The organism is Sphingopyxis sp. J-6 (assembly GCF_046603995.1).
In the GTDB taxonomy this organism is placed as follows: domain Bacteria; phylum Pseudomonadota; class Alphaproteobacteria; order Sphingomonadales; family Sphingomonadaceae; genus Sphingopyxis.
On sequence record NZ_CP145810.1, the window covers coordinates 4,063,240 to 4,076,660 of the forward strand.

At 66.4% G+C, this 13,421-nt stretch carries 8 protein-coding genes; 3 read left to right on the plus strand and 5 right to left on the minus strand.

Annotated features, from left to right (window positions below):
• Position 1: 1 nt before the first annotated feature.
• From V6U71_RS19295 to kduI, 5 genes are all read right to left on the minus strand, one after another.
• Entirely contained in the window at positions 2–1,684 is a 1,683-nt protein-coding gene (locus V6U71_RS19295) for a hypothetical protein (protein WP_411339950.1), read from the minus strand.
• A 63-nt stretch (positions 1,685–1,747) separates the two neighbouring features.
• The gene (locus V6U71_RS19300; protein WP_411339951.1) at positions 1,748–4,360 is read right to left on the minus strand and encodes a TonB-dependent receptor; all 2,613 of its coding nucleotides are present in this window, start codon (positions 4,358–4,360) and stop codon (positions 1,748–1,750) included.
• Between the two features lie 269 nt (positions 4,361–4,629).
• Positions 4,630–5,640 (minus strand): sugar kinase, encoded by a 1,011-nt coding sequence (locus V6U71_RS19305; RefSeq protein WP_411339952.1) that lies wholly within the window; start codon positions 5,638–5,640, stop codon positions 4,630–4,632.
• 9 nt (positions 5,641–5,649) lie between these two features.
• Entirely contained in the window at positions 5,650–6,402 is a 753-nt protein-coding gene (kduD, locus tag V6U71_RS19310) for a 2-dehydro-3-deoxy-D-gluconate 5-dehydrogenase KduD (protein WP_411339953.1), read from the minus strand.
• A 93-nt stretch (positions 6,403–6,495) separates the two neighbouring features.
• The gene (gene kduI, locus V6U71_RS19315) at positions 6,496–7,332 is read right to left on the minus strand and encodes a 5-dehydro-4-deoxy-D-glucuronate isomerase (protein WP_411339954.1); all 837 of its coding nucleotides are present in this window, start codon (positions 7,330–7,332) and stop codon (positions 6,496–6,498) included.
• Between the two features lie 243 nt (positions 7,333–7,575).
• On the opposite strand from kduI, the gene V6U71_RS19320 reads away from it, so the two are divergent.
• Genes V6U71_RS19320 through V6U71_RS19330 form a run of 3 tightly spaced genes read left to right on the plus strand, consistent with a single transcriptional unit; the run spans position 7,576 to position 13,358 of the window.
• Entirely contained in the window at positions 7,576–8,715 is a 1,140-nt protein-coding gene (locus tag V6U71_RS19320) for an efflux RND transporter periplasmic adaptor subunit (protein WP_411339955.1), read from the plus strand.
• 6 nt (positions 8,716–8,721) lie between these two features.
• A complete protein-coding gene (locus V6U71_RS19325) occupies positions 8,722–11,949 on the plus strand; it encodes an efflux RND transporter permease subunit (protein ID WP_411339956.1) in 3,228 nt (1,075 codons plus the stop codon).
• Positions 11,946–13,358 (plus strand): efflux transporter outer membrane subunit, encoded by a 1,413-nt coding sequence (locus tag V6U71_RS19330; protein WP_411339957.1) that lies wholly within the window; start codon positions 11,946–11,948, stop codon positions 13,356–13,358. Before V6U71_RS19325 ends, V6U71_RS19330 begins: the two co-directional genes overlap by 4 nt.
• Positions 13,359–13,421: the final 63 nt, after the last annotated feature.

Genomic DNA, 13,421 nt, shown 5'->3' on the forward strand with positions numbered 1-13,421 from the left:
ATCAGCGCCGCCGCCGCGCCAGTTGATAATCGTAGAGCGAGGGCACCGCATCGAACGCCATGCCCGTCGCCTCGATATAGGGCGCGGGGTCATAGCTGACCGTGATCCGGCGGTTCGCGTGCAGCCCGACGATCCGCTCGCCCGGCCCCTCGAGCCCGCTGACGATCGCAACCTCGGCATCTGCGGGAACCGCGCCGGGGATCACCAGCCGCGCGTTCCACAGCGTGTTGTAAAGCCCGTGCCCCGGCTTCCAGTAAGGCGCGCCGCCGCCCATCCACAGCCGGTAGCGCCACGCGCCCTTGTCCTGCTTCGGATCAATATGCAGCGTCACCTGGTCGAACAGATTCTGGTGGTTCGATCCGCTGTGCTCGTCGATCACGCCGTCCTGCGCGACGGTCGAGCGAAGGAAGACCGAGCGCGTCGAGCGCGTGTTGACGCTGAGCGGATGGATCACCGGATTCTCGACCTTCAGATCCCGGACCAGCACATTGTGCACTGCGCCGACATGCACCGAATAATGCGCGGCGCGATCGCCCGTCGTCGTCACATCGGCGATCGTCAGGCTGGCGGCATTGTCGGTCAATATGCCGCTGTCCGACCGGTCGATGACGAGGTTGCGGACCCAGCCGTCGAAGACCCCGGTCATATAGATGCCGTTATAACCCTGTTCGAGATGATGGCCGAACGCCGGCGCTGCGGGGAATTGCAGCCGCAGATTCTGGATGCCGACATGTTCGAGATGCCGCCAGTTCGCGAGCACCGCGGGCTGGTCGGCGCGCACGTCGTGGAGCAACGGATCGCCCAGCGTTACCGTCTTGCCGCGGATCGCCGCGATGCGTGTCGCCTGCACGACGACCGGGCGGTCGGGCGACGACCAGTGATGCGATCCGATCGGCAGGTCGGTGTCGCCATAGAGCGACTTCAATATCGCGCTCTTGGGCCCGTCGACCGAAAACCATTGGAGCTGGACGACGTCGCCGGCCTTGAGCCTTGCGGCATCGTCGACGGTGAGCGTGCGGCCGAACTGTTTTCCCGCGACCCCGCGCGCCAGCACCGGGTCGCGCGCGTCCTTGCTGCCGTCATAGGAGACGGCGCGCGTCTTGTCGGGGCCGACGGTGATCATCCCGCCGGCCCAGCTATATTCGGTGAACAGATAGTCGATGTTGTTCTCGGGCTCGACCTGATATTTCTTCTCGCGCACCAGATAGGCGCGCAGCTCGTCATAATCATGACTGTTGTCGATCAGCTTCAGCGGCCGGGGAAACCAGAGTTCGCTGCCGCCGGGGCCCTCGCCGGCGCCGGCGAGGACGATATCGCTGCGCGTGATGCGCAGCACTTCGGTGATCTGCGTCCGTCCCTTGGGGAAGCGCAGCGTGACCTTGCCCTTCACCGCATTGGCGGCGGCGAGCGCGCGCAGCACCGCCTTCGTATCGTCGAGCCCGTCGCCGGGGATCGCGCCATGGTCGGTGACGTCGACGATCGTCCCCGCGTCGGCCGGTAGCGGCGCGAGGCCGAAACCATAGCCGGCGTAGGAGAAGTCGGGGAGCGGGTTGGCCGCCATCGTCGCGGGGTCGGAGAGGATTTTGGGCAGCTTTGCCGGTTCGGCCTGCACCGGCAAGGCCAGCAGCGCGCCGAGCGCAGCACCGAAAGCGAGGCGCGCGCGCCGATGACCCGATATCTTCACTATCCCATCTCCTGACGATCCGGTTCCGGTGGCGGCGTGGACGGTGCCGCCACCGGAGGGGGATCAGAATTTCGCCCGCACGCCGACCGAGAAGCGACGCTCCGACAGGGCATAGCTATTGAGCGCGGTCGGGTTGAAATTGCTATATTCGCTCGTCGCCGATTTTTTCGGCATCAGATTCTGCGCCTGCAGCGACAGGGCAAAATTCTCGGTCAGGTCGAATCCGAGCTGGGCGTCGAGTTGCGACCGCGCGCCGATGAAGCTCGGCCGGCCTTCGGAAAATTCGAACACCGCCTCGTCGCGGTAATTATATGCGATGCGCGCCGAGAAAGGGCCTTTTTCATAGAGGCCGACGAGGTTGTAGCTGTTCTTCGACACCGCAACGAGCGGGAAGCCGGCATTATCCTCCGAGTCCGAATAGGTGTAATTGGCGATGATGCCGAGGCCGTCGAACGGCGCGGGCAGGAAGTCGGCGAACTGCTGGATGCCGATCTCGAACCCCTTGATCCGGGCGCTGGCGAGGTTTTCCGGTCGCGAGAAGGTGAGCTCGCGCCCCTGATCGTCGAGGTCGAGGTCGACGCCGGTGGTCACGAAACTGGCGATGAAATCCTGCACATCCTTATAGAAGACCGCGCCCGAGATCAGCGAGCTCTTGCCCGTATAATATTCGAAGCTGACATCGGCCTGCGTCGAGATCGGCGGCTTGAGGTTCACATTGCCGCCGGTGACCGACAGGTTCGTCGCGTTGAAAAAGGTCGACGGCGCAAGGTCGGCGATCGACGCGCGCTGCATCGTCTGCGATCCCGAGACGCGGACCAGGAAATTGTCGGTGACGTTGAAGGCGATGTTCGCGCTGGGCAGGACGTTCGTATAGCGGTTCTTGTCGTTGCGCAGGGTGCTGACCGTCCCGACGTTGACATAGCTATCGACCGACAGCCGGGTGCTGGCGATACGCACCCCGGCATTCGCCTTGTACGGCATGCCCCATATTTCGCCCTCGCCCGATACCATCAGATAGGCGGCGAGCGTGCGTTCGCTGAAGTCATAATCGCGCTGGAGGTTGGGCAGCAGCGTCGACCGGCCGTTCGCATCGGGATTGGGTTCGGCCGCCTGCGCGCGGGTGAAGACATAGTCGAAGGTCGGCGCGGTGCTGAGAAAGCCGCGCGGGAAGCTGCCCGCGATGTCGGGCAGGAAATCCTTCGCGTCGATCAGCTTCAGATAAGGCTCGAGCTCGGCGCGGGTCGGGGTCACCTGGCTGCGATAGGCGTTCGACCGGGCGTGCAGGTCGGTATAGCGCACCCCGGCGGCGATGGTGACGCCGCCGCCGGTTTCGTAGCTGACGTCGAGCTTGCCGGTCCATTCCTCGAGCAGCCCGATCAGCCGGTTGCTGCGCACGCCGTTGTTCGCGGGATTGTACGACGCATAATCGGCGGGGTCGAAAGTGCCGCCGAGCGTCAGCGACGGGATGGTGTCGTCGCGGAAATCGAAGGCGCCGGGCACGGGCGCGGCCGCCTGCAGCGTGATGATCTGGATCGTCTGGTCGATCGTGCCCTTGCTGTAATAGCCGTCGGCCTCGATCGTCAGCCCGCCGCTCTCATATTTGCCGTTGAGCCCGTAGAGGAAGCTTTCGGTCGGCTCGTTGCGGATCTGCCCCGCGGTCGTGACGGTGCCGTTGGCGTTGCCCGCAACGACCATGCCGTCCTCGACCACCGCATCGGTCACCGGATTGGCGCCGGTCGGCAGGCGGAACGCGAAAAAGTCCTGCCGGCGTCCGGTCTTGAGCTTCGAATAGAGCGCATCGGCGGTGAGCGTGAATTCGGGCGTCACCTCGAACTGGATCGCGCCGTTGAGGCCGAGCCGCGAACGGTCGACGGTGAACTGTTCATATTGCAGCAGCGCCGGGGTCGGCTGGACGGTCGTAACGCCGCCGGCGGTATAATTGCGATTAAGGAAATTATTGCGCTCGAAGGCCTGGGTGACCGACGTGCGCTTCTGATATTCGCCCGCGATCATGATGCCGATACGGTCGTCGGCGAACTTCGTCGTCGCAAAGCCGGTGATCGCGGGTTCGAACTTGTCGCTGTTCTCCGAATAGACGCCCTGCACGCGCAGCGAGGCGGTCGGTTCCTTGAACGAGAGCGGTTTCGGGGTGACAAGGTTGACCGTGCCGCCCAGCCCGCCCTCGGCCTGGCTGGCGAGCGGCGACTTGCGCACTTCGAGGCGGCCGAACAGGCTCGATGGCACTGAATCGAGCCCCGACGAGCGGCCGAGCTGGTCGTTCTCGGGCGGCGACAGCCGCGCCGACCAGCCGAGCAGGGTGCGGCCATCGACTTCGACGCGGACCTGCTGCAGCCCGCGCACCGACACCGACTGGCCTTCGCCGAAAACACGGGTGATCTGGACGCCGGTAACGCGCTGCAGCGCCTCGGCGACATTGGCGTCGGGAAGCTTGCCGACATCCTCGGCGGTGATGACGTCCATCACCTGCCCTGCCTCGCGCTTGATATCGGCCGCACGCTCGAGCGACGCGCGAATGCCGGTCACGATGATTTCGCCTTCGGGCGTGTCCGCGCCCGCTTCCTGCGCATAGGCTGGTGCCGCCATCAGCACCGCGAGCGAGACGCCGCCCGCCAGTTTCGCCGTCAATGCGCCGCCCCGCTTCACCCGAATAGCCATATGGTCCTCCCTTTCGCAGCGCATCTCCGCCGAAGCAAGAAATGACACCGGTTACTCTTGCGGACAAAAGGCAATGGCGCGCTTTTGCCCCTGTTTTTTCGAGAGTAAGCGGAGGGCCGTCGGTTTCGACGGGCCGGACGCCCTCTCCCCCATAATATCGTCTCATTGACCGATTCAGGTAACCGGTGTCAGTAACAGGTGACGCATTGCCAGATCGATGTCAAGCGCCATTGTCGTACAACTTGCGGCGCAACCCGGCGCCAGCGGGCTCAACGTCTGACGTCGAGCCCGCCGGCGTGGAACGCCGCAATATCGGCGGCGCCGAAACGGCTGGCATCGCCGGGCAGCGAATGTTTGAGGCAGGTGAGCGCGAGGCCGGTTTCGGCCATCGCGCGCGCATCGCCGCCCGCGCGCCAGGCATGGAGCACCCCGGCGGCGAAGGCGTCGCCGGCGCCGATGCGATCGACGATACCGGTCACGTCGACCTCGCCGGTCTGGTGTGCGCTGTCCCGGCGGTCGACGCGCGCGGCGACGCGGTGATGGTCGGCGGTAAGGACATGCCGCGCGGTCGAGGCGATGATCCGCAGGCCGGGGAACGCGGCAAAGCCCGCCTCCGCCGCCTCGCGCCGCCGGTCTTCGCCCTCGCCGCCGAAATCCTTGCCGAGGACCAGCGACAGGTCGCGGTGGTTGCCGAAGAATACGTCGGCGAGGCCGATCAGTTCGCTGAGGATCGCGCGCGGATCGCTGTCCCACGCCTGCCACAGCATCGCGCGGTAATTGCCGTCGAAGCTGACCGGCACGCCAAGCCGCTTTGCCGCGCGCGCCGCCACCAGCGCCGCCGCGGCCGGGTGCGGCCCGAGCGCGGGGGTGATTCCCGACAGGTGCAGCAACCCCGCTCCGGCAAGTAGCGCGTCCCAGTCATAATCCTCCGCACCGCTTGCGGCGAAGCTCGATCCGGCGCGGTCGTAGACGATCTCGGATGCGCGCAGCCCGGCACCGACGCTGAGGAAATAGAGCCCCATGCGCCCCGCGCCGGTCGCGACGGCGCCGCAATCGACGCCCGCGCCGCGCACCGCCGCGATCGCGCCGCGCCCGAGCGCATTGCCGGGGACCGCGCTCACCATCGCGCAATCGTGGCCGAGATGGGCGAGCCCGACCGCGACATTCGCCTCGGCCCCGCCGACATGGAGCGCGAGCGACGGCGACTGCATCAGCAATTCGTTGCCCGGTGCGGTGAGGCGGATCAGCAGTTCGCCGAAGAAGACGAGACGGTCCGGCATGGCGCGATGCTAGCGTGCGAGCCAGCCGCCGTCGACGGCGAGGATATGGCCCTGCACATAGTCCGAGGCCGGCGACGCGAGAAACACGGCCGCGCCGCCGATATCCTCGGGGCCGCCCCAGCGACCGGCGGGGATGCGCTCGACGATCTGGCGATTGCGCGTCTCGTCGCCCTGCAACGCCGCGGTGTTGTTCGTCGCGATATAGCCGGGGGCGATCGCGTTGACGTTGACGCCCTTCGCCGCCCATTCGTTCGCGAGCAGCTTGGTCAGCCCGCCGACCCCCGATTTCGACGCGGTGTAGCTCGGCACGCGAACCCCGCCCTGAAAGGTCAGCATCGAGGCGATGTTGATGATTTTGCCATTGCCACGCGCGATCATGTGGCGGCCAACGCTCTGGCAGAGGAAGAAAAGCGTCTTGAGATTGGTGTCCATCACCGCGTCCCAGTCGGCTTCGGTAAAGTCGACGGCGTCAGCGCGGCGAATGATCCCGGCATTGTTGACGAGAATGTCGATGCGCCCGAATTCGGCGACCACCGCATCGACGAGCGGCTGCACTGCTCCGACGCTCGACAGGTCGGCGGCGAAGTTGTCGGCCTTGCGGCCAAGCGCGCGCACCTTGCCGACGGTTTCATCGGCAGGAGAACGGCCCGCGGCGGCGATGTCGGCGCCCGCTTCGGCAAGCGCGAGCGAAATGCCCTGCCCGATACCGGTGTTGGCGCCGGTGACCAGCGCGACTTTTCCGGCGAGGTCGAACATCTTCATTCTCTTACCTTTCGTCATGCCGGACTTGATCCGGCATCCATCGCCGCGACCCTGCATGGACCCCGGATCGAGTCCGGGGTGACGATGAATGGCTTACTTCAACTGGCAGATGTCGAGGACGTTCATGTCGGTATAGTCGAGATTCTCGCCGCCCATCGCCCAGATGAAGGCATATTTCTTCGTCCCCGACCCCATGTGGATCGACCAGGGCGGGCTGATCACCGCTTCCTCGTTCGCGATCACGATGTGCCGCACGCTGTCGGGCTCGCCCATATAATGGAAGATGCGGTCGCTTTCCTCGGGCAAGTCGAAATAGAGATAGATTTCGCTGCGCCGGTCGTGGAGGTGCGGCGGCATCGTGTTCCACACGCTGCCCTCTTCGAGCACGGTGAGCCCGAGCAGCAATTGCGCGCTCTCGCATACGCCGGGGATCACGAGCTGATAGATCGTCCGCTGGTTCGAATTGGCAAGGTCGCCGCGCGCGAGCGGGTTCGCCTGATCGAGCGTGATGTGCCGGATCGGGTAGACCTTGTGCGCCGGGAGCGACGCCAGATAGAAGCGCGCGCCGTCGCCTTCGAAGACCACCTCCTTCGATCCCATCGGGATATAGAGGCATTCCTTGTTCTTCATCGCAAAGCGCTGGCCATCGACGCTGATCGTGCCGTCGGTGCCGATATTGACCGCCGCCATCTCGCGCCGTTCGAGGAAGGGGTGCCCCGCCGCCGAAGCCGGCTCGCTCTGGTCAGGAAGCCGCAGCGCGCCGCCCTTCGGCACCGCGCCGCCGATGACGAATCGCTCATTGTGCGAATAGTTGAGGTTGATCCTGCCGTCGGCGAACATGCCCGGGACAAGATAGCGATCGCGCAGCGCGTCATTGTCCACGCATTCCATCATGTCGGGATGGGTCGCGTGATAGGTTTTGGCAAACATGATGATCCTCATCCCGTCTTCGTCGTCGCTATTTGCTAAACCCGATGGTAACCGGTGTCAATGCCGAGGCATCGATGCGCGGGCAAAATTGTCGCACTTTGTCGCAAAGCCCTGAAAGCGCTTGCATGGCGCCTTCCAAATGGTGGAATAGGCATCATTCCTCCCCCGCCGTCGGCGGACCGACACGAGATAATAATTATGCAGGACAACAGGCCGCTGCTCCGCGCGGGAGCCTTGTGTGCCATGATGCTGTCGCTGGGCGCTTGCGCCGGCAAGGACGACGAGGGCGGACGCGGGCGCGGCGCCCCCGAGGTCGGCTATGTCACGGCCGTGGTGCAGGCGGTTCCGGTCACCACCCAGCTCGGCGGCCGCACCGTCGCGTTCGAGACCAGCGAGGTGCGTCCGCAGGTGAACGGCCTGATCCGCCGCCGCCTGTTCGCCGAAGGCAGCTTCGTGCGCGCCGGGCAGCCGCTCTACCAGATAGACGCCAGCCTGTATCAGGCGGCGGCGGATCAGGCCGCGGCGAATCTGGCGAGCGCGCGGGCAAGCGCGCAGGCCGCCGACGAAAAGGCAAAGCGCTTCGAGCCGCTCGCCAAGATGCAGGCGGTCGCCGAGCAGGATTATACCGACGCGCTGGCGCAGGCGCGCGTCGCGCGCGCGACGGTGGCGCAAAATGCCGCGGCGCTCGAAACCGCGCGGATCAACCTGCGCTACACGACGCTTTCCGCACCGATCAGCGGGCGGATCGGGCGCAGCCTCGCCACCCCCGGCGCGCTGGTCAGCGCGAGCCAGTCGGAGCCGCTGGCGACGATCCAGCAGACCGATCCCATCTATGTCGACATGCAGCAGTCGAGCGCCGAACTCATCCGGCTGCGCCAGGCGCTGGCGAGCGGCGGCACCCAGCCCGGCAGCACGACGGTGCGGCTGAAGCTCGAGGACGGCAGCGATTACGGGTTCGCCGGCACCGTCCAGTTTTCGGAGATCGCGGTCAGCGAAGCGACGGGCACGGTGACGCTGCGCGCGCGCTTCCCCAATCCCAAGGGGCTGTTGCTGCCCGGCATGTTCGTCACCGCGCTGTTCGACCAGTCGGTCAACCCGGCCGCGATGCTGGTGCCGCAGGCTGCCGTTCAACGCGACTTCGACGGATCGGCGTTCGTCTACCTTGTTGGCAAGGACAACAAGGCGGTGCGGCGCAAGGTCACCGCCGAGCGGACGGTCGGCGCCAACTGGGTCGTCACCGAAGGGCTGAAGCCCGGCGAAAAGATCATCACGCAGGGGATCGGCAACCTCAAGGCCGGAGCGCCGATCAAGCCGGTTCCGGCGAGCACGCCGCAGCGGGTCGGGGCGCCCGCGGCCAAGGGCGCGGCAGCGAAAGGAAATTAAGGGCCCATGTCGCGCCTTTTCATCGACCGGCCGATCTTTGCCTGGGTGCTGGCGATCATCGTCATGCTCGGCGGGCTGGGCGCGCTCTTTTCGCTGCCGATCGAACAATATCCCGATATCGCCCCGGCGCAGGTCAATATCCGCGCCAACTATCCGGGCGCGTCGGCCGAGACGATCGAGAACAGCGTCACGCAGGTGCTCGAACAGCAACTGACCGGGATCGACGGCCTGCTCTATTTCAGCTCGCAATCGAGTTCGCGCGGGCAGGCGAGCATCACCGCGATCTTCGAGAAGGGCACCGATCCCGACATCGCGCAGGTGCAGGTCCAGAACAAGATCCAGACCGCGATTTCGCGCCTGCCGCAGCAGGTGCAGCAACAGGGCATCCGCGTCACCAAGTCGAACGCCGACACGCTGCTCCTCGTCGCGGTCTATGATTCGACGAACACCCGGTCAAACCAGGACGTGTCCGACTATATGGCGTCGAACATCCAGGACCCGCTGTCGCGCGTCGAGGGGGTCGGCGACGTCAACATCTTCGGCGCGCCGCACGCGATGCGCATCTGGCTGAACCCGCAGCGGCTGGCGGCGATGTCGCTGATGCCGAGCGACGTCATTTCGGCGATCACCGCGCAGAACAGCGAGGTCGCCGCCGGCGACGTCGGCGGCCTCCCCGCGCCGCAGGGCCAGATGCTCAACGCGACCGTCACCGCGCAATCGCGGATGCAGACCGTCGAGGAGTTCGAGAATATCGTCCTCAAGACGCTCCCCGACGGGTCGAGCGTGCGCATCAAGGATATCGCGCGGGTCGAGGTCGGCGCCGAAAGCTATGCCGTCATCAGCCGCATCAACGGCCATCCCGGTGCCGGCATGTCGATCTCGCTGTCGCCGGGGTCCGACGCGCTCGAAACCGCCGACCGGGTCAAGGCGCGGATGGCGGAACTCGCCGCCGATTTCCCCGACGGCGTGACCTACAGCTACGCCAACGATGCGACCGCCTTCATCAAGCTGTCGGTCAGCGAGGTGCAGAAATCGCTGTTCGAAGCGATCCTGCTCGTCATCCTTGTCATGTTCGTCTTCCTGCAGAGCTGGCGCGCGGTGCTGATCCCGGCGATCGCGGTGCCGGTGGTGCTGCTCGGCACCTTCGGCATTTTCTATATGGCCGGGTTCAGCATCAATACGATGACCCTGTTCGGGCTGACGCTTGCCATCGGCCTGCTCGTCGACGACGCGATCGTCGTCGTCGAGAATGTCGAGCGATTGATGGAAGAAAATCCCGGCATGTCGGCGCGCGAGGCGACGATCCAGTCGATGCAGGAATTGCAGGTCGCGCTGATCGCGATCGCGCTCGTGCTGTCGGCGGTGTTCATGCCGATGGCCTTTTTCGGCGGCTCGACCGGCGTCATCTACCGGCAATTCTCGATCACCATCGTCTCGGCGATGGCGCTGTCGGTGCTCGTCGCGCTGATCCTCAGCCCCGCGCTGACGTCGAGCCTGCTCAAGCCCAAGACGCATGGCGAGACGGCGGAGACACACCGCTTTCCGCGCCTGCACGCGCTTGGCGAACGGCTGAAGAACGGCTTCAACACCCGTTTCGACCGCACCGTGAACCGCTATGTCGGCAGCGTCGGCGCGGTGGTCGACCGCAAATGGCTCTTCCTCGGCATCTATGCCGTCATCCTCGTCCTGCTCGCGGTGCTGTTCCTGCGCCTGCCGAGCGGCTTCCTGCCAAACGAGGATCAGGGCCGCGTCCAGGTTCAGTTCCGCCTGCCCGCCGGCGCCACCCAGGAGCGCACGCTCGAGGTGCGTAACGCGGTCGAAGATTATTTCCTGACCCACGAAAAGGCGAACACCGGCGCGCTGTTTCTGATCGCCGGCGGCGGCGGCGGGGCCGCGGCAGGCCAGAACACCGGCCAAGGATATGTCAATCTTGTCGACTGGGACGACCGGCCGGGCGACGAGAACACCGCCGATGCGATCACCGAGCGAGCGCGCAAGGCCTTGAGCGGGCTGCGCGACGCACAGGTCTTCGCGCTCGTCCCTGGCGCGGTCCGCGGACTCGGCGACACGTCGGGTTTCACGATGCAGTTCCAGAATCGCGGCGGGCTCAGCCGCGAACAATTCTCTGCCGCGCGCGACCGGCTGCTTGCGATGGCGAACGCCAATCCCAAGCTGACCTCGGTGCGCCTCAGCGACCTTCCCGACGTCGCGACGCTCAAGGTCGATATCGATACCCAGCGGCTGACCGCCTATGGGCTGACCAACAGCGACGTGAACAACACCCTCGCGACCGCCTGGGGTGGCCGCTACGTCAATGATTTCATCGACAAGGGCCGCGTCAAGCGCGTCTATGTCCAGGGCGACGCCCCCTATCGCGCCAAGCCCGAAGACCTCGGCCAATGGTACGTCCGCTCGGCGGACGGCGAGATGTCGCCCTTCTCGGCCTTTTCGCGCATCGGCTGGGCGACCACCCCCGCGACCACGTCGCGCTTCCAGGGTGTTTCGGCATTCGAGATTTCGGGCCAGCCGTCCGCCGGGGTCAGCTCGGGCGAGGCGATGGACGAAATGGAGGCGATGGCGGCGCAGATTCCCGGGACCAGCGTCGCCTGGTCGGGCTCCTCCTATCAGGAGCGGCTGTCGTCGGGACAGGCGCCCTTCCTTTATGCGATTTCGCTGCTCGTCGTCTTCCTCTGCCTCGCGGCGCTCTACGAAAGCTGGTCGATCCCGCTCGCGGTGATCCTGATCGTCCCGCTCGGGCTGATCGGCGCGGTGTTCGCGGTGACGCTGCGCGGGCTCGAGAACGACGTCTATCTCCAGATCGGGCTGCTCACCACGATGGGGCTCGCGGCGAAAAATGCGATCCTGATGATCGAATTCGCCGAACAGGAGGAACGCAAGGGCAAGCGCGTGATCGAGGCCGCGATCGAGGCGGCGCGCATCCGCCTGCGGCCGATCCTGATGACCAGCTTCGCCTTCATCTTCGGCGTGCTGCCGCTGGCGATCGCGACCGGCGCCGGCGCGAACAGCCGCGTCGCGATCGGCACCGCGGTGATCGGCGGCATGCTGACCGCCGCCTTCCTCGCCATCTTCTTCATCCCGCTCTTCTTCGTCCTCGTCAGAAGGGGCGTCCGCGACGGCCTCGCCGCGCTGCGCCGCCGCTTCGGCAAGGACAAGGATGGGGACAAGGACGGCGACAAGGACACGGGCGCCGGCGGGACGGAGGTTCCGGCATGATCGCGCTCCGCCCCCTCCTGCTCGCAGGGACGCTGGCGCTGGCGGGCTGCTCGCTCGCGCCGAAGACGGTGCTGCCCGCGCCGCCGGTGCCGCAGAGCTGGCCGGTCGGCGACGCCTATCTGCTGCAGAGCGAGGCGGCGCTGCCGATCCTTTCCTATCGCAGCGTCTTCACCGACCCGCGGTTGCAGGCGCTTGCCGATCAGGCGCTCGCGAACAACCGCGACCTGCGCGTCGCCTATGCCAATGTCGCCGCGGCGCGCGCGCAAGCGCGCGTCAGCCGCGCGGGACAGTTCCCCGAAATCGGGATCAGCGCCGGCGCCGGCTATGCGGATTCGGGCGGCACGGGCGCAGGAAATGGTGGGGGAAGCGGCGATTTCTCGCTGCGCGGCGGCATCACTGCGTTCGAGCTCGACCTGTTCGGCCGTCTCGCCAATGCCGCCGAATCGGATCGCAACAGCGCGCTCGCGACCGAAGCCGCATCGCGCACCGTCCGACTCGCGCTAATCGCCGACCTCGCGGGGGCATGGGCGACCTATGGCGCCGACCGCGACCTGCTGAAGATCGCGCAGGATACCGCCGCCAACGCGCGCGAGAATGTCCGGTTGACGAAAGCGCGGCTCGACGGCGGCGTCGCGCCGCGCACCGACCTGCGCCAGGCAGAACAGATCCTCGCGACCGCCGAGGATGCGATCGCGGCGCAGACGAGCGCGATCGCGCAGGACGAAAATCTCATCCGCCTGCTTGTCGGCGGCGATGTCGACCGCGCGCTGCTGCCCGCCGGGCTCGCCGAAGTGACGCCGGCGATCGTGGCGCTGCCCGCCGGGGTCAGCTCGCAGGTCCTGCTGCGCCGGCCCGACGTGATCGAGGCCGAATATCGCCTCCGCGCCGCCAATGCCGATATCGGCGTCGCCCGGGCACGGCTGTTTCCGACGATCTCGCTCACTGGCCTGCTCGGTTTCGCGAGCGACGCGCTCGGCAGCCTGTTCGACAGTGGGTCGTTCGGCTGGTCGGCGGGCGGCGATGCCGCCGCGACGATCTTCGACGCCGGCGGCCGCCGCGCCGGAGTCGCGGTGACCGAGGCGCAGCGCGACGCAGCGCTCGCCGGCTACGAAGGCGCGATCCAGACGGCGTTCCGCGACGTCGCCGACGCGCTTGCGGTGCAGGGCACGATATCCGAACGCGTCCGCGCCGCCGCCGCAAACACCGAAGCCGCCGCTGACACCGCGCGGCTGACCGACGCGCGCTACAAGGGCGGGGTCGACAGCTTCCTCGCCAGCCTCGACGCGCAGCGCAGCCTCTATACGGCACGGCGGAGCGAGATCACGACGCAGCTCCTGCTCGTCAACACGCGAATCGCGCTGTTCCGCGCCCTCGGCGGCGACAGCGGGGCGGGAAGCAGCACGCCCTGACGATCCTCTTCGTCACCCCGGACTTGATCCGGGGTCCATGCTTCGTGGAATGGATGCCGGATC